The sequence below is a fragment of the Candidatus Binatus sp. genome (assembly GCF_030646925.1).
Classification (GTDB): domain Bacteria; phylum Desulfobacterota; class Binatia; order Binatales; family Binataceae; genus Binatus.
This window is the reverse complement of the sequence record NZ_JAUSKL010000103.1, coordinates 14,890-33,029: the sequence shown is the minus strand read 5'-3', so window position 1 is coordinate 33,029 and position 18,140 is coordinate 14,890. Positions and strand designations below refer to the sequence as shown.

The following is an 18,140-nucleotide window of genomic DNA, read 5'->3' as shown; positions in this document are numbered from 1 at the left end:
CTTCAAATGATCGACGCGCGATACTCATGAGCGCCCAGCACGACCGCGCCCAGCGCTTGCCGACGTCCGTCCACCGGATCATGCAGCGTAAAGGTGCGCGCATCGCGCCAGAACCGATCGAGGTTGTACTTCATTCGCGTTGATCGGGCGCCGCAAACCTGGAAAACCATGTTGGTGATTTTGCCGCTGGCTTCGGTGGCGAAGATCTTCGCCGACCAGGACGCCTTCGCCGCTTCCACAAGATCGTTTTGGGTGCCGGAATCCTGCGCGCGTTGAATCGCCGCGGCCGAGCGGTTCACCAATGACAGCGAGGCCTCCCGCAGCGAGTACATCTCGCCGAAACGATACTGCAGATAGGGATCGTCGATCGCGCGGGTGAGGTCGCTGCCCATCCACGGGCGCGTCTGTTCGCGAACATATTGTACCGCGAAGTCGAGCGCGCCCGAGGCGACGCCTGTAAAGTTGGCGGCGAACTCGGTGTGGAAAAACAGCCCAGGTATCGGCAAGCGAAAATAGGCGCCCGGACCCTCGAGCACGTCATCGTCCGGGACGAAGCACTCGGTCAACTCCATGCCGTCGGTAGCGGTCGCCCGCATCCCCATCGAGCTCCAATCGCGGATGATCTTGATGTGCGGGTTGTCCGGCTCGATGAAGGCCAGCAGCAACCCCTTTTCGAGATTGGACTCACCCTCGAGTTGCGCCCATATCATGTGAAACGTTGTGTAGCCCATGCCTGAGCCGAAGCGCTTGCGTCCGTTCAAAACGTAACCGCCCGCAACGCGCCGCGCCGTCGTGCTCATCGCAGCAAGATTGCCGCCCGCAGGCTCCGATCCAATCGAAGCGAACAGCGCGCCCCGCTTAAGCACTTGCTCGAAATAGCGCTGTTGCTGATTTTCGGTGCCGAGCTGAGCTACCAATCCGGCCACGTACGCATGATGTCCGTAAATCAGCGCGGTCGATCCGCATCCGCGTGCGATCTCGTGCACCACCGGATAAAAGGATCGATGGTCGCCGCCGATACCGCCGCCAAGACCGCCGTAGCGGACCGGAATAGGGAGCCCCAGCAACCCTGCGCGATGCAAGTCGGCAAAGTTCTCGGTCGGGAACGAGCCTTCGCGATCGTGCGTATCGGCGCGCGGCGCAAGCTTCTCCACTGCTACCGTCCGCGCCCGCTGCACAATATCTTCGCGTTCATTTTCCGTCATCGTGATCCTCACTTCCCCTAATTGGCCGCGCGAGATTACTTGCGCAGACCCATCTTGCGCAGAATCGGCAACACGCCGTCGCGCACCATCTCAAGCCCGGCCAGGGGATCGAAAAAAGACAGCAACACCCCGCGCTGGCCGCCCTGCTCGTGCAGCAATCGAATCTGCTCGGCAACGGTTTGCGGCGAACCGACGATATGATGGCCGCCGAGGCCCAGCGCCGAACCGAGGTAGCGCTCTTCGCCGATCTGCTGGCGAAGGCTCTTGCCCGGGTCCAGCGTGAACTCCGCCAGCGGGGTGCCGGACTGCGAGCCCGCCATGCCGCGCATGATGAAGGTGTCGGCCGCTTCTTCGTCGATCTGGCCGGCGAGCGAGTCGAATATTTCGTGGGCGCGCGAATCGGTTTCCGCAATCACCACGTAAGCGAAAGTCATCGGATCGACGTGGCGACCGTAGTGCGCCGCCTGCTCGGTGACCGCGTCCGCCGCGCGCCGCATCTGGTCCACGCCGCCCAGGCAAAAGATCCAGTCGCAATGCTTAGCGGCGAAGTCGGTTCCGGCCCGCGAAGTGCCGGCGTTCACCAGGTACGGCCGCGGCTTGCGGGCGGGTTTCGGGCTGACGTATGCGCCGTAAGAACGGTAGAACTCGCCTTCGAACGTGATCGGCTCGTCGCTCGACCACACCCACTTCATGAGCGTGACGAACTCGTCCGCCATCTGATAGCGGCGCTCGTGGTCGGGGAAGCTCTGGCCAAACAGCGCCTGCTCGTCCTCGATCCAGCCGGTGACGACGTTGAGGCCCCAGCGCCCGCCCGAGATGTAGTCGATGGTCGCGCCCATCTTCGCAAAATGGATCGGATGGAAGCCGTAGGTGACATGCGCGGTCGAAAACAGCATGATCCTTTTGGTTACTTGGGACAGCGCCGCCGCGGTGCTGACGAAATCGAGCTGATCCTCGTTGAAGCGGGTCGCGCCGCCATGCCCGAGCCAGCGTCCGAAAGGCACCTGGAATTCGAGCCCCATATCGTCGGCCATGCCGACCAGCCGCCGCGCCGAATCCCAATGCCAGAAGTTCTGGTAGCGATCCGGATCGGCGAGCACCGCCTTGGAGATCGTGCATCCTCCGGTCAGGTTCCACGCGAACAGGCCGAGCAACAGGGGATTCTCACTTTCGACCCGCGGCTGTCCGCCCGGATCGAAGGGACCTCGCGTGATCTCAACCCGCCTACCGCGTAGTCCGATCGAACCCATCGACGGCGCTTATGACTCGCTGCCGAGGAATTTCTTTACCGCGTCTTCGACCCGCGTGCCCTTGAAAAAATCCGGATTTGCCTCGGTAAACAGCCGCGCCGGATTGCCGAATACGAAGTCGCGAAAGTCGTCCTCGTTCATGACTTCGTGTTCTACTAGTTCGTACGCCTCCTCAACGACTTCGCGCATGTCGGGAACGTCCCAGTGACCGATGTCGGAACTGAAAATCGCATTGAGCCGGGCACCCATCGGGTTGCACTTTCGGTCGAAAGCGAACGCGTTGGTCGGATCGTCGGCCTCGCAGCCGAAGTAGAAGTTGGGAACGAACAAGTCGCGGATGTCCTCCTTCTTCGATATTCGGCAGGCGGCCAAATCGTCGAGTTGCTCGGGATGATGATCGGAGCCTTCGAGCACGCTCGGCAGTTGCGCCATCATTTCCGCCGTCGCGAGCCTGCCTCCGTAGCGGCGGAACAGGTCGGCATAGAGTTCACGGTTCAGGCTGGCGGGATTGTAATTGTGAATCTGTTCCCCGCTGCGCTTCTCCCACCGCCCGATCAGGTCGCCGTACAGCGCGCACGCCCACCAAACACCGCATTCGAGGAACGCCAGCCGGAGCTTCGGAAAACGGCGCGTGACGCCGCTGATGAAAGCGCCCTTGCAGAGCGCCTCGCATGCGGAGGCGAAGTGGCCGATGTGATTGAACATGTAGTTCGACGTGGTTCGGCTGCCCCAGCCCATGCCCGACGAGTGAAAGCCCGGCGCGACTCGCAGCTCGATGCACTTCGCCCACACCGGATCGTAGTCGTAGGCGCTGTCGATGCAAAAATTGTCGATATAGCGCGCATAGCGGCTCAACTCGGGCGCCTTCTCGTTAACCAGCGGCACCGGCCGGATGGCGTGCGTCGCCATCATGAACGCCTTGAGTCCCAAGGTCTTGGTCGCGTACTCGAGTTCTGCGATCGCTTCTCCCGGAGTGTTCATCGGAATGATGCCGGCGGGCGTCATGCGATCTGAAAACTCGGCGAACAGCTCCGCGTACATCGTGTTCAGCGCACGACAGGCCGCCTGACGAACCTCATCGTCAGCGAGGTAGGGCGCGTCGAGACCGAGACTCGGATAAAGCACGGTGAAATCGATCCCCATCTCGTCGAGCCGCTCGTGCAACAGCCGGGGCAGGGTCGAGGTCGCGCGGTCCAGCGTATTGCTGGTCGGCAACGCCCACCAGGGAGGGCGGACCGCATGTTGGCGCGTCCGCTCTGCGGGCGATAATCGATACCAATCCGCGGTGCAGCCGAAGCCGAATCCGGCCTCGCGATAGCGCCGGACGACCGAATCGCCGCCGATCTTTTTCAGATATTCAAAAAATGCCGGCACGTATTCGACCATGTGCCCGTCGGAATCGATCACCGGATGCCCCAGCCGCGCCCGAATCTCGGCTGACTTGCTTTTGCCGTTGGTTTTCACAAAGAGCCTCCGCGTCCGCGTCGCATCACACTCAGTCCTGGTCGGCCATCAGCTGCTTGACGCTTTCCTCGACCCGCGTGCCTTTGAAAAAGTCCGGATTCATGCCGGCCCATAGCCGCGCCGGATTCGCAAACACGAAATCGCGAAAGTCGTGTTTGGAAACGAGACCGTGTTCGACCATCTCGTAGGCTTCCTCTGTAATCTCGGTGATGTCGGGCACGTCCCAGTGGCCCATGTCGGAACTGAAGATCGCGTTCAGCTTTGCTTTCAATGGAAGTTTTTTAGAGTCGAAGGCCATTGCATTGATCGGATCGTCAGCCTCGCATCCAAAATAGAAATTCCGCACAAACAGATCGCGAATGTCCTCGGGCTTTTCGATTCCGCAGCGCGACCAGTCGTCCAGCGCCTCGGGATCTTCCCTAGTGCCGTTCAGACCCCATCCCTCGCCCAGCCGCTCGAGCTTGCCCTCGACCAACTTGCCTCCGTAGCGGCGCGCCAGGTCATAGAACATTTCTCGATTCAGATTGGCGGGGTCGTAGTTTTCCATCCCCTTCCGATTGCGCTTCACCCAATGACCGATCAGGTCGGCGTACAGGTTCGCCGCCCAGCCGACGCCGCATTCGAGGAAGGCGAATTTCAGCTTCGGGAAGCGCCGCGTCACTCCGCCGAAAAACAGCGCCTTGCAGGTCGCCTCGCCAGCCGCGGCGAAATGGCCGATATGGTTGAACATGTAGTTCGAGATCGACGAGCGGCTGCCCCAGCCCATGCCGCCGGAATGGAAGCTCGGCGCCACCCCGAGTTCAACGCATTTGGCCCACACCGGGTCGTAATCGTACTCGCTGTCGAGCCCGAACAGATCCAGCCAGTAGGCGTAGCGGGTGGGATTCGCGACCGATTCGGCTATCGCCGGGATCGGACGGCGTACGTGTCCCGCCATCATGATCACCTTGAGCCCCAGCGTCTTGACCGCGTATTCGAGTTCTTCGATCGCTTCCGTCGGCGTATGCATCGGGATTACCGCAGCCGGCGTCAGACGATCCGCATAGTCGCGGAAAATATCGGCATTGAAGGTGTTGAACGCACGGCAAGATGCGCGCCGCAGTTCCTCGTCACGAATGTGCGGCGCACCCAGCCCCGCGGTCGGATACAGCACCGCGAAGTCGATTCCGGTTTCATCGAGCCGCTCGTACTGTAACTTGGGGAAGGTGCCGGTTGCGCGGTCGAGCGTGTTTTTGGTCGGCAGCGCCCACCAGGGCGGCCTGAGCGGACGTTCCGCGCGCCGCTGTTCGGCGGTCATCCGGTACCAGTTGGCGCCGTCGCTGCGGTATCGCTCGGCGAGCTTGGGGCCGCCAATCCGAGCGATGTAATCGCGCAGCGCAGGCTGGAATTCTACCGTATGGCCATCGGAATCGATCACCGGATGCTTGAGGCGCGCGCGAACCTGCGCCGACTTGGAAAGCGCCGACTTGGAGGGTGAGCCGGTTGTACGAATGCTGGTGCCCATCAGAACTTCTCCTCTTTTTCTTGCTTGGACCGGAGCGGGCGGAGGCGATCGGCCCGTCAGTTTCAACTGGCCGCGGGCGACCGGTGTCGGCCGCGCGGAGGCTTTTCTTTCAGCTCAAAGTGATTTCGTCCCGTTTTGCTTCCCGACGTTTTGAAAACCCTACCCTGACGGTACCCCAATAGGTCGGCTGGTACCATAGCTGGGCAGGCATTGTCAAACTGGCACGAGGAGGGATTGCTTGCAGCCCCCGACCGGGATAATTGATTTCCGATGCCGCAACGCAACCACGTTAACGAAGAAAAACTCTCGCCACGGCTCCGCCACATTCTGGCAGAGCTCGAGCACATTGTCGTGGGCGAAGGCTTTCTTCATTTCGACACGGCCACCCTGGCACGGCGCCTTGGATGCTCGAAGCGGGCACTTTATTCTCTCGCGCCGACCCAGGAGCGATTGCTGCAATTAGTGATCGACCGGGTGCTGAACAGGACGGACGAGTACCTTGCCAAGATCGCGAAAGACACCTCCAATCGAAGCGCCACACTGACGCATTATATGAATGCGATCGTGGAAACATCGCGGCCGGCGAGCGCGAGATTTCTGCGCGACATTGCGATTTTTCCTCCCGGAATGCGTCTTTTAGAACAACTTCAGCGCCAAACCTTCGATCGCCTCGAAAAGATGATTCGCGACGGGATCGAGGCCGAGGTGTTCAACGACATAAGCCCAAAGCTGGTTGCGGAACTGATCTTGATGGCCGCAGGCCGCCTCATCGATCCGGATTTCCAGCGCAAGCTCGGACTCACACTCGCCGAGTCCTACGAAGAACTCTCACGCTTGCTCTACCACGGGTTGTTGCCGGGTCAGAATCTGGATCCGGTAGGTGACGCGATCCGTTCGGCAGGCGCGGGGGAACCTCCGCCGAGCGCGCGGTCGAGAGACGCGGCCGCGCCGGCGACGTTCGAGCCTGGCGCGGCCGTCTCAAGAAGCAGCGACAATCGGCGCGGCCGCCAGCCTGGCCGAAACTCAACTTAGCCATCGGTGGCCGCGCGCCGCCTGTCCTGACTGAATCTCAATAGCGCGAGCCTGCTGGTTTTCGTGGAGCCGTCCGCGCGGCGCGCGCCTCCGCCAGTTTGACCATCGAGATTAATCTGTGGTACCGCCCTGAACAGTTCAGTACCGCGAGCGGATAGCTAGGCGCGATTCCGATTTTGACCGTACTGATTGGACCGGCGCACAAGAGGAAACAGCCGATGGCGAAGAAGAAGATGCATCTGACTGGCTTTGTGCTCTACGCTCCGGCACCTCACACGATGATGTCGTGGATTTATCCACGCGAAAAGATCCGCTGGCACTGGCATCAGAACGAGTATTGGCGCTCGATCGCGCAGACGCTGGAGCGCGGCAAGTTCGACATGCTGTTCTTTGCCGACGGCTGGGGCGGCGGCAACGAGGCGAGCGTCCGTTACGCGGTCCAGTTCCCCGTTCACGATCCGCTGCTGCTCATTTCCTATCTCGCGGGCTTCACGCAGAAGCTCGGCTTTGCGGTGACGATGTCGACCACGTTCTATGCGCCGTTCATGCTGGCGCGGAAGTTGTCCACGCTCGACCACATTACCAATGGGCGGATCGGCTGGAATATCGTCACCTCGTTCAGCAATGGCGAGGCGCGCAACTTCAGCCTCGACAAGATGATCCCGCACGACGAGCGCTACGACCGGGCCGACGAATTCATGGAGGTGTGCTACCGGCTGTGGGATAGCTGGGAGCCTGACGCGCTGAAGATGGACATGGAGAACGGCGTCTTTGCCGATCCGGCCAAAGTCCATCGCATCAATTTCCGCGGCAAATGGTTCAACTGCCAAGGGCCGCTCGACGTGATTCCGTCGCCGCAAGGCCGGCCGTTGCTGATCCAGGCAGGCGCCTCTGAGCGCGGGCGCGAGTTCGCGGCCCAGCATGCAGAATGCGTTTTTGGCGCGGGCGGCCGATGGTTCACCGACGACCTCGCACAGCGCGCACTGAAACACGGGCGCGACCCCTCGAAGATCAAGATCATCTGGGGCGCCCAACCGATCGTCGCCGAAACTGCAGCTGAAGCGCAGGCGATCGAACAGTCCGTGCTCGACCGCATCCCGCCCCAAGTCGGCTTGCATCTGATGTCGTCGCACTTCGACATGGATCTGACGCGATACAGCCTCGACACGCTGGTTAACGATATCGAGGGCGGCGCCATCCAGGGCATCGTCGAGTCCTTCAAGCGCGCGGAGCCCGTGACGCTGCGCGAAGCTGCGCAAATCTACGGGCGCGGCATGATGCCGCATCTGGTCGGAACGCCCGTTCAGGTGGCCGACCAGATGGAGGAGATGCTTGATCACATGGGCGGCGACGGCTTCCAGGTGAGTCCTCCCTACTATGCGCCGGACTATTACGAGGATCTGGTCCGCCTGCTTATCCCGGAACTCCAACGCCGCGGCGTCTTTCGCAAGGAGTATCGCGGCGACACCTTGCGGGATTACGCCTTTGAAGAGTGAATTGCCGCGCCACAGGAATTGAAGGAGAACGCTAACGACGCCTCACGGCTGGAGGAACGGGAACTATGCGGAACAACAAGAAGATGCATCTTGCGCAGTTCCTGATGCATAGCCCGACCTATCACAGCCTCGCGATGTGGCGTCATCCGCGCACCGCCTATTCCAGCTTGAGCTGGGACCGTCCCGAGCTATACCAGCACATTGCCCAGGTCTGCGAGCGCGGCAAGTTCGACATGGTGTTCTTCGCGGACGTGAGTTTCATATCGGACACCTACACAGGTTCGCTCGAGCCTGCGATTCGCTATGCGACTCAGGCGCCCGCACACGATCCTATTCCATTACTTTCGTGGCTCGGCGCAGTAACTTCGACGATCGGTCTTGGCGGAACTTTCTCGATCAGCCATCAGCAGCCATTCTACGTCGCGCGCCTGTGGGCCACTCTTGATCACCTCACCCGCGGGCGCGCCGCGTGGAACATCGTAACCTCGATCAATCACAACGAGTCGGCGAACTATGGGGCCGAACTTATGGAGCACAACCTCCGCTATGAGCGCGCCGAAGAATTCATGGAGGTCTGCATCAAGCTGTGGAATAGCTGGGACAAGGATGCGGTGGTGATGGATCGCGAGCGCGGGGTGTTCGCGGATCCTGCCAAGGTTCGTCGTATCGAGCACGAAGGCCGCTTCTTCAAGTCGCGGGGACCGTTGACGGTCACGCGCTCGCCGCAGAACGGTCCGGCGATTATTCAGGCCGGCGCGTCGTCCTCCGGCCGGGCATTCGCCGCGAAGTATGCCGAGGCGATTTTCGCCGTGCAGCCCTTTGCCGACGGAGCGCGCGAGTACTACGCGGACGTCAAGGGACGGATGGAGAACGCCGGGCGCAATCCCGATCACTGCAAGATTCTATTCGGCGTGCAGCCGATCGTCGGACGCACCGCGGAAGAGGCCCGCGAGAAGCAGGCCTTTCATAACAGCCTGGTGCCGGTCGAGGCGGGACTTACGATTCTGTCGGGCCATCTCGATTATGACTTTTCACGCCGCGACCTCGACCAGGTGATGGAGCATTCGCCGGAGTTCGCAATCCAGGGACTGGCCAAGACATACAGCAAGGTGGCCAATAAGCAGCTCACCGTCCGCGACGTGGCCCAGATGCACGGTCAGAGCGTTAGCCTGCCGCAGATAGTCGGCAACCCGGAGCAGGTAGTCGATCAACTGGAAGCGTACTATCAAGCGGCCGGAGGCGACGGCTTCATGCTCAGCCCGATCTACACTCCGGGCGCGATCGAGGAATTCGTCGATATGGTCGTGCCGGTGTTGCAGCGTAGAGGCCTGTTCCGCAGCGACTACGCGGGCAAGACGCAGCGCGAGCATCTGCTACAGGACAGCTAGGAAAATCTATGTCGAAAAAGATGCACTTTGCGGTGATCCTGCTTAACTGTCCGATGCATCATTCGGTCGGGTCGTGGCGCCTGCCCCGCTCGCTGGTCGGATACAACTACGCGCGTCCCGCGTTTTGGATAGATATCGCGCGGATTCTGGAACGAGGCAAGCTCGACATGCTGTTCATGGCCGACGGCGTCGGCGTCTCGGACCGCTACGGCCATTCGATCGAGACCACCATCCGCTACGGCGTGCAGTGCCCGACCCATGACGCGGTGCCGCTGGTGTCGATGCTGGCGCCGGTGACGCAACGACTCGGGCTCGCCGCTACGATTTCCACGGCTTACCTGCCGCCGCAGTATCTTGCCCGTCTGCTCTCGACGCTTGACCATCTTACCGAGGGGCGAGTGGGCTGGAACGTCGTAACTTCGCCGCTGGAGAACGCACTAAAACAATACACCCACGATGAGCGCTATGATCGGGCGGATGAGTACCTAGATGTTCTTCGCAAGATGTGGTCGAGCTGGGAGCCTGACGCGGTGGTGATGGACCGTGAATCGGGAATCTACGCCGACCCCGCCAAGGTGCATCCGGTCAATCATGAAGGAAAGTATTTCAAGGTCACCGGACCGGCGCAGGTTCCATGGTCGCCACAGGGTCATCCGGTGATCATTCAGGCCGGACAGTCAGACCGGGGGCTGGAATTCGCCGCCCGGCACGCGGAGGCGGTATTCGCGGTTCATCAAACTCCCGCGGCGATGAAGCGGGTTTACGATGATGTGAAGGCGCGCGCGAAAAAATACGGTCGCAGCTCCGGCGATGTAAAGGTGCTGTGGGGACTGATGCCGATTGTGGGAGAGACCGAGGATGCGGCAAAGGCCAAGGAGCGGGCGCTGATCGAAGCGGTCCCACAACTGGGCGGTCTCACGCAGCTATCCACGCATATCGGGTATGACCTGTCGCGTGTGCCGCTGGACACCCCCCTCGAGGAATTCGGGGCGGAGAACGGCGAAGGTCTGTTGCAGGCGCTGAGTCATGGGCTTGGCATTCAAGGCTTGGCCAAAATGCTGATGAAGGAAAATATCGGCCGCTCGGTGACGGTCGGTGAGGCCGCCCAATTCTACGGCAGCGGAATCGGGCCGAAGATCGTCGGTACGCCGCTGCAGGTGGCCAATCAGCTCGAGGACATCTTCGATGAAGTAGGCGGCGACGGCTTCATGTTGATCACTCACTACCTGCCGGGATGCCTCGAGGAATTCGTCGAGATGGTGGTGCCGATTCTGCAAAAGCGCGGCCGCTTTCGCACCGATTACGAAGGAACAACCCTGCGCGAACATTTGATGCAGGAATAAAAACGCACACGCATCCGAACAAGGAGAGTTAAACTATGGCTACCGCGAAAACATCCAAATCCGCGGCCGTGCACGCGAAGCTCGGCCATCCCGTGATCGATTCTGACGGACACACGGTCGAATTCGAGCCGGCGGTGATGGAATACCTGGCCAAGGTGGGCGGGAGCAGGATGGTCGAGCACTACAAGACGCACTGGAGCGCTGGAATGAACGCCGGCCTCGGCGCGTTGTTTGGCTCGAGTCGCCTCTCGCCCGAGCAACGCGTTGCCCAGCGCGCAACGCGCTCGCCCTGGTGGGGATTGCCAACCAAGAACACGCTCGACCGCGCAACCTCGACGCTGCCGAAGCTGCTGCACGAACGGCTGGACGAGATCGGTCTGGATGTAACCGTGCTTTACCCCAGCCTCGGGCTGGCCGCCCCGCATATCGATGATGAAGAGGTGCGGAAGGCCGCCTGCCGGGCGTTCAACATGTTTCACGCGGACATCTTTCGCGAATACGCCGACCGCATGATTCCGGTCGCGGTCATCCCGATGCATACGCCGCAGGAAGCAACCGAGGAACTCGAATTCGCGGTCAAGCAGTTGGGCTTCAAAGCGGTGATGTTGGCGGGCCACGTGATTCGGCCGATTCCAGAAGTCGTCCGCACCGCACCCGACGCGGCGCGCTATGCGTACTGGCTGGACAATCTCTGTCTGGACAGTGACCACGACTACGATCCGGTGTGGGCAAAGTGCGTCGAACTGGGGGTCTCGCCGACCTTCCATTCCGCGGGCATGGGCTGGGGCAGCCGCACCTCGCCCTCGACTTATATGTACAATCACATCGGGCACTTCGCGGCGGCGGGCGAGGCGCTGTGCAAGGCGATGTTCTTCGGCGGAGTAACGCGCCGTTTCCCGACCCTCAGGTTCGCCTTCCTCGAGTGTGGAGTCGGCTGGGCCGCTTCGCTCTACGCCGACATGATCGGCCATTGGGAGAAGCGCAACGGCAAGGCGATGTCGAACTATGATCCGGCCAACCTCGACCGCGAGTTGCTGCTGTCGCTCTATGAGCAGTACGGCGGCGATATGGTCAAGGGCAAAATTGACGGGATTACGCAGAACGGGATTCTGGCGGGAAGCAAGGAAGACCCGGCGACGCTCGACGATTGGAGGCGATGCGGAATCGAGAAGCGCGAGGACATTCGCGATCTCTTTGTACCGAGTTTTTACTTCGGCTGTGAGGCCGACGACCCAATGAACGCCTCGGCCTTCAACACTCGCATCAATCCGTTCGGGGCCAGGCTCAACGCCATCTTCAGTTCGGACATCGGGCACTGGGACGTGCCGGATATGACCGAGGTGGTCGAGGAGGCCTACGAACTGGTCGAGCATAAAGTCATGAGCGAAGAGGATTTGCGCGACTTCATGTTCGTCAATCCGGCCCGCTTGTGGACCGAGATGAATTCCGACTTTTTCAAAGGCACGGTGGTCGAATCCCAGGTGCGCAAGCTATCTGCAGCATAGTGAAGCTGTCGATGCCGGCGTGACGCGGATCGTCGCGCCGGCATCGCGGCCTTCGCAGGGATATGCGCGCGCGGAGACCAAAACTACCAGAGGTCGGCGCCGGTGACGGCCTTCATTGACCACCGGTTGCAATCCGTGGTACCAGATAAGCGATTCGCGTACCGTCCACAAACACCCTGAATCAGAGGTCACCAACAATGTCGAATAACGGTATCTCCAAGTCGCGAGCCGTCCGCGAAAAACTCGATCATCCGGTGATCGATTCCGATGGCCACACGGTGGAATTCGAGCCCGCGCTGCTCGACTACATCAAAAAAGTCGGCGGCGACGCGATGGTCAAACGCTACCATGACGCGCTCCAGGGCGGACTGTTCGCCTGGTATCGGCAGAGCCCCGAGCAGCGCCGCGAACTGCGCACGACGAGACCGCCGTGGTGGGCATTGCCGACCAAAAACACGCTCGATCGCGCGACCTCGAGCATGCCGAAATTGTTGCACGAGCGGCTCGACGATATCGGCCTGGACTTCACGGTGCTGTACCCGACCGCTGGCCTGTTCGCGCCGCACATGGACGACGAAGAGACCCGTCGCGGTGTCAGCCGGGCCTTCAATTTGTTTCACTCCGACATTTTCCGCGAGTATGCCGACCGGATGACCCCGGTCGCGGTAATCCCGATGCACACGCCGCAAGAAGCGATCGAGGAACTCGAATTCGCCGTCGGCAAACTCGGGATGAAGGCCGTGATGATGCCTGGCCACGTGATGCGTCCGATGCCTGGCGCGCAGCCTGCCGGCACTGGCGGACGTCCCGCACGCTGGTTCGACAATCTGTGCTTCGACGGCGACTACGATTACGACCCGGTGTGGGCCAAGTGCGTCGAGCTGAAAATCGCGCCGACCTTCCACTCCGGCGGGATGGGATGGGGCAGCAGGACCTCGATCTCGAACTACATGTTCAACCATATCGGCCACTTCGGCGCGGCCGGCGAGTCGCTCTGCAAGGCGCTGTTTTTCGGCGGCGTGACGCGCAGATTTCCGACCTTGAAGTTCGCGTTCCTCGAAGGCGGAACGGCGTGGGGCGCGAGCCTCTACAGCGATCTCGTCGGCCATTGGGTGAAGCGCAACGGCAAGGCGATGGAGAACTACAACCCGGCCAACCTCGATCGCGAGATGCTGCTGTCGCTCTATGAGCGTTACGGCGGCGACATGGTCAAGGGCAAGCTCGATAATATGGCCAACAGCACTGGACTGCTCGCCGGAACCACCGAAGATCCGAAGACTATCGACGATTGGTGGCGATGCGGTATCGAGCGAGCCGAAGACATTCGGGATCTGTTCGTGAAGAACTTCTATTTCGGGTGCGAAGCGGACGATCCGGGCAACGCGTCTGCGTTCGACGCCAAGCGAAACCCGTTCGGCGCCCGCTTGCGGGCGATCTTCAGCTCCGACATCGGCCATTGGGACGTGCCGGATATGACCGAAGTTACCGAGGAAGCCTACGAACTGGTCGAGCACGGCCTGATCACGCAGGAAGACTTCCGGGACTTTGTCTTCACTAATCCGGTCGAGTTGTGGTGCGGGATGAACCCGGATTTCTTCAAGGGTACCCGGGTCGAGTCGGACGTTAAGAAGGCGCTCGCTGCGAAATGATGTGAAGAAGCTCGACCCTGCGGATTCGCGGCTACGATTGGGACTGTTCTATCCGAACACCCCTTCAATTCACGTCACCTCGCGCGCGGTGGCGGATGCGAATCCCGACCCGATGGAGATGGCTACGCATCGGGCGATCGCGCAGGCGGCCGAGCAGATCGGTCTCGACTACCTGTTTCTCGCCGATCGATGGGCGCCTTACGATCGCGCCTCGACGCTGGCCCATCATCAGGATCCGATGCTCGCCGCTTTCATTTTGGGTGCGGCCCTCATCGGCATCACCGAACGGATAGGAATAATCACCACCCTGCACACGACTTACTTTCACCCGGCGCATATCGCCCGCATCGGCGCCAACCTCGACCGGTTGTCAGGCGGGCGCTGGGGATGGAACGTCGTGACCGGCCTGACGGAAGCGGAAATGCGGATGTTCGGCTTCGAGGGCGAGGTCGAGCATGATCGGCGCTACGAGATGGCGGTCGAGATGATCGATCTTGTCAAGAAGCTGTGGGACGGCATGCGCCGAGAAGATGCCTGGGTCGATTGGAAGGGCAAGCATTACACGATGAAGGGAGCGGTGGTCGGGCCGGGACCGCTGCAGGCGCCGTTTCCGCTGCTGGTGAACGCCGGTGCGTCCGAGGCGGGCCAGCGACTCGCCGCGCGCCATTGCGACTATCTATTTCTCACCGAAAACTCGGCGGCGGCGATAAACGCGCGCATGGAGCAGACGCGCAAGCAGGTCGTCGCGTGCGGGCGCGGACCCGACGAACTATCGCTGATGACTGCCGCACGCGTCATCGTGCGCGACACCCAGCGGGAAGCTGACGAAGTATTGAACTGGATAACCGAAAATATCGACCTCGACGCCGCCCGCGCCTTTGCCGCGGGAGTGATGAGCAGCCAGAGCATCCGCGACGCCTTCGCCGGGTTCACCGATGAGCAGGTCGTCCGCGCGTGGGGTGGCTCGATGGATCCCAAGGCCGCCCGTTTTTGCGGGCCGCCGGGCAAGGTCGCCGGTGAAATCCTGTCTTTCTGCCGCGAGACCGGATGCCGCGGCCTGCTGTTGACTTTTCCACTTTGGCACGAGCGTGAAATCCGGCGCTTCGGCGAGCAGGTTATGCCGCTGCTCGCGAAATCGGGCGCTTGGATTCATCCCTCACAACGGGACTGGAACTGGTAGCAAATTTACGGAGGATTTTAATCCGATGGCCAAGCACGACACTGAAGGCGAATGGATAAAAGGCTGGCCCGACCGCAAACGCGCGATGCTGGTCGAGGGCAAGGATCAGCAGGGCCGCACCATCCTGGCTCGGAGTCCCGCGTTGGAATTGGAAGGCCTGATCACGCCCACCGATCTGTCGTACATCGTCGCCCAGCTCGACATGCCCGAGCCGATTCATCCCGACGACTGGTCGCTGTCGATCTCCGGCGAAGTTGAAAAGCCGCTCGAACTCAGCTTCCGCGATCTGCGCAATCTACCTTCGCGCACCGTCCGTGCAGTCACCGAGTGCGCAGGCAACGACGCGGAATTTTTCAGCTATCTGCGCGACGAAGGACGCCGCAAACCGGAGCGATTCGATGAACGCGACTTCAGCGAAATCGCCAAAGAACTGGCCAAGCTTGGCCAGAACAAAGGCGCGTCCATGAGCATGGATATCGCCATCCCGACTTCGGGTTATGCCAGCGGCGGAGAATTCACCGGCGTCTCGCTGCGCGACGTGTTGAAGGAGGTCGGCCTCAAGCCCGAGGCGGTGGCGATTCGCGCGCAGGGCTTTGATACCGGCAAACCGGATCCGATGCTGGTCTATCTTTCCGCCGGACGGCGCGACTTCAAAGTCGAGGAGCCCGGTCTGATCAACTACGACAAAGGCCTTCCCGTGAAGAAGGCGCTCGACCCTGACACGATCCTCGCTTGGGCGCACAACGGCGAGATGCTGCAGCACGTGCATGGGGCTCCGGTCCGGCTGGTGGTTCCGGGCTGGTCGGGAAATTGGTGGGTGAAGTGGCTCGAGAAGCTCGAGGTGATGAACCGGATGCCCGATTGCTACTACCAGACGCAGTACTTCGTGATGGCGGACTCGCCCGATAGTCCGAAACGCGAGCCTTGCACCGCGCTCGGCGTAAAATCGGTGATTACGACGCCTCGGGAAGGCGAACTGACGAGGGGTAAGCATGCGATCCGCGGGCTTGCGTGGGGCGGCGAAGGCGGCATCGTGCGCGTCGAAGTCTCCACCGACGGCGGAGCAAGCTGGCGCGAAGCGACTATCGAAGAGCCGCGGGAAAAGTGGTTGTGGGTACGCTTCTATGCCCCGTGGGAGGTCGAACAGCCCGGCCGTTATAGCATCATGGCGCGCGCGACCGACGAACACGGACGATTGCAGCCACAAATTCCGTGGAACTTTCAGCGCAAGCACTTCGACGGCATCGTCCCGGTCGAAGTCGAGGTCAAGTAGTCGGCGCTCGGATGCATATAGTAGTTCCGATCAAGCAAATTCCCGATCCGGACGCGCCCGCGTCGGCGATTCGTGTGGCCGAAGATGCGCGCTCTTTCAGCGTCGCGGCGACGGTGAAATCACTCATCAGTCCGTTCGACGAGCAGGCGCTGGAAGCGGCGCTCAGGATTCGCGACGCGGCGGGTGCCGGCGGCGCCAGCGTGAAGATCACCGCGATCAGCCTCGGGCGTGAGTCTGCGCGCGAGGTTCTCAAGCATGCGCTCGGGATGGGCGCCGACGATGCGATCCTGTTGTGCGACACCGCCTTCGAGGGCAGCGACAGCTTTGCCACCGCGCTCGCATTGAGCAAGGCGATCGCCAAGCTCGAACCATTCGACCTGATCATAGCAGGGCGTCAGGCGGCGGACTTCGATTACGGGATCGTCGGCGCGGGTCTCGCCGAGTTGCTCGGACTGGCGGCGATCACGATGGCCCGCAGCGTCGAGATTGCCGGCCGAACCTTGCGGGTTGAACGGGCGCTGCCGGAGGGTTCCGAGACTGTCGAGACCGATCTGCCCGCGCTGGTTACGGTCTCGAACGAACTCGGAACTCCGCGCTACCCGTCTCTGCGCATGATGATGCGCGCGGGGAGAAAGACGATTCCGGTGTGGAAGCCGGCCGACATCGGGCTGGGTGCGGAGAGCGTGGGCGCAGCCGGCGCCATGGTCGATATCGAACGCTTCATCACTCCCCGCTTCGACGTTCAATGCGAGTTTATTGGTGCGGACTCGGCGCGCGAGATCGCTTCCACCCTGGTCGAACGATTGCGCGACGCGCGGATTCTCTAGCCGGCAGGTACTTATGAGTTCGGAATCTGGAGTCTTGCTGCTCGCGAGAACGCAAGAAGATGCCCCGTCGGCCGCGACTCGGGAGTTGCTCAGCCTCGCGCGCAAGCTATGCGAGCATGGGGGCGGCGCGGTCACCGCGTTCCTGCCGGAAGATCAAAACGATGCGATCCTAAACGAGCTGATCCGGCACGGCGCCGACACGGTAATTGCCGCTGAGCAGGGATCCACTTGCGACGACGAGGTCCTCGCAAGGTGCCTCGCGGTAATCGCAGAAAAGTTTCGTCCCACAGCGATCCTGATGGCGCACGATTCGCTTGGTGCGGACGTTGCGCCGCGGCTGGCCTTTAAACTTCGCGCTGGCGTCGCGACGGATTGCGTCGCGATCGCACCGCGGGACGGCCGCCTCATCGCGCTGCGCCCCTGCTACGGCGGAAAGCTGCTGAGCGAGGTCTCCACTCGCAAGCCGCCGCTGGTCGCAACAGTACGGCGCGGCTCTCAGGAGATCGCGACGGCAGACGCGACTCGCAGCGGAACGATCGGCAAAATCGCGATACTCTCGGCGGATTACATCGCACGCAAACAAATTGTTAAGAACGATGGCGGCGGCAACGAAGCCGCCCTCGAATCAGCCCGCATTGTAGTCGCCGGCGGACGCGGTCTCGACGGCGAGGAGGGCTTTCGGATGCTCGAGGAACTGGCTGAACTGCTCGGCGCCTCAGTCGGCGCGAGCCGGGTGGCGTGCGACCTCGGATGGTATCCGCATACGCGCCAAATCGGCCTGACGGGACGCGTCGTGTCGCCGGATCTCTACCTGGCGATCGGCATCTCGGGCGCGAGCCAGCACATGGTCGGATGCGCCGGGGCAAAAACCATCGTGGCGATCAATAACGATCCCGAAGCGTTCATCTTCAAGGCCGCGCGGTACGGAATCGTCGGCGACTGCAAGGAAATCATTCCCGCTCTAATCGAAAATCTAAAGAACTCCGGCACCGCGAAGTGAGGGACCCGGCATCGATAGCGACGC

Annotated in this window: 14 protein-coding genes; 10 read left to right on the top strand and 4 right to left on the bottom strand. The window is 61.5% G+C overall.

Going from position 1 to position 18,140, the window contains the following annotated elements; translation table 11 throughout:
- Positions 1-2: 2 nt before the first annotated feature.
- From Q7S58_RS18010 to Q7S58_RS17995, 4 genes are all read right to left on the bottom strand, one after another.
- Positions 3-1,205, bottom strand: a complete 1,203-nt coding sequence (locus tag Q7S58_RS18010) for an acyl-CoA dehydrogenase family protein (RefSeq protein ID WP_304829150.1) — start codon at positions 1,203-1,205, stop codon at positions 3-5.
- Positions 1,206-1,240: 35 nt separating this feature from the next.
- Positions 1,241-2,359: an LLM class flavin-dependent oxidoreductase gene (locus tag Q7S58_RS18005; RefSeq protein ID WP_304829147.1), complete on the bottom strand. Its 1,119-nt coding sequence runs from the start codon at positions 2,357-2,359 to the stop codon at positions 1,241-1,243.
- 105 nt (positions 2,360-2,464) lie between these two features.
- Positions 2,465-3,919 (bottom strand): amidohydrolase family protein, encoded by a 1,455-nt coding sequence (locus Q7S58_RS18000; protein ID WP_304829144.1) that lies wholly within the window; start codon positions 3,917-3,919, stop codon positions 2,465-2,467.
- A gap of 31 nt (positions 3,920-3,950) precedes the next feature.
- Positions 3,951-5,423, bottom strand: a complete 1,473-nt coding sequence (locus Q7S58_RS17995) for an amidohydrolase family protein (RefSeq protein WP_304829141.1) — start codon at positions 5,421-5,423, stop codon at positions 3,951-3,953.
- A gap of 270 nt (positions 5,424-5,693) precedes the next feature.
- Between Q7S58_RS17995 and Q7S58_RS17990 the strand changes: the two genes are divergently transcribed.
- From Q7S58_RS17990 to Q7S58_RS17945, 10 genes are all read left to right on the top strand, one after another.
- A complete protein-coding gene (locus Q7S58_RS17990) occupies positions 5,694-6,455 on the top strand; it encodes a TetR/AcrR family transcriptional regulator (protein WP_304829138.1) in 762 nt (253 codons plus the stop codon).
- 218 nt (positions 6,456-6,673) lie between these two features.
- The gene (locus Q7S58_RS17985; RefSeq protein WP_304829135.1) at positions 6,674-7,951 is read left to right on the top strand and encodes an LLM class flavin-dependent oxidoreductase; all 1,278 of its coding nucleotides are present in this window, start codon (positions 6,674-6,676) and stop codon (positions 7,949-7,951) included.
- Positions 7,952-8,016: 65 nt separating this feature from the next.
- Positions 8,017-9,339, top strand: coding sequence for an LLM class flavin-dependent oxidoreductase (locus Q7S58_RS17980; RefSeq protein WP_304829130.1), 1,323 nt, complete (start codon positions 8,017-8,019; stop codon positions 9,337-9,339).
- Between the two features lie 8 nt (positions 9,340-9,347).
- Positions 9,348-10,682, top strand: a complete 1,335-nt coding sequence (locus Q7S58_RS17975; protein WP_370655540.1) for an LLM class flavin-dependent oxidoreductase — start codon at positions 9,348-9,350, stop codon at positions 10,680-10,682.
- Positions 10,683-10,717: 35 nt separating this feature from the next.
- Positions 10,718-12,187, top strand: coding sequence for an amidohydrolase family protein (locus Q7S58_RS17970; protein WP_304829125.1), 1,470 nt, complete (start codon positions 10,718-10,720; stop codon positions 12,185-12,187).
- Positions 12,188-12,384: 197 nt separating this feature from the next.
- Entirely contained in the window at positions 12,385-13,836 is a 1,452-nt protein-coding gene (locus Q7S58_RS17965) for an amidohydrolase family protein (RefSeq protein WP_304829120.1), read from the top strand.
- A gap of 1 nt (position 13,837) precedes the next feature.
- Entirely contained in the window at positions 13,838-15,016 is a 1,179-nt protein-coding gene (locus Q7S58_RS17960; protein WP_304829114.1) for an LLM class flavin-dependent oxidoreductase, read from the top strand.
- Between the two features lie 25 nt (positions 15,017-15,041).
- Positions 15,042-16,289 (top strand): molybdopterin-dependent oxidoreductase, encoded by a 1,248-nt coding sequence (locus tag Q7S58_RS17955; RefSeq protein WP_304829111.1) that lies wholly within the window; start codon positions 15,042-15,044, stop codon positions 16,287-16,289.
- Positions 16,290-16,300: 11 nt separating this feature from the next.
- Positions 16,301-17,116 (top strand): electron transfer flavoprotein subunit beta/FixA family protein, encoded by an 816-nt coding sequence (locus Q7S58_RS17950; protein ID WP_304829108.1) that lies wholly within the window; start codon positions 16,301-16,303, stop codon positions 17,114-17,116.
- A 13-nt stretch (positions 17,117-17,129) separates the two neighbouring features.
- Positions 17,130-18,116: an electron transfer flavoprotein subunit alpha/FixB family protein gene (locus Q7S58_RS17945; RefSeq protein WP_304829105.1), complete on the top strand. Its 987-nt coding sequence runs from the start codon at positions 17,130-17,132 to the stop codon at positions 18,114-18,116.
- Positions 18,117-18,140 lie beyond the last annotated feature (24 nt).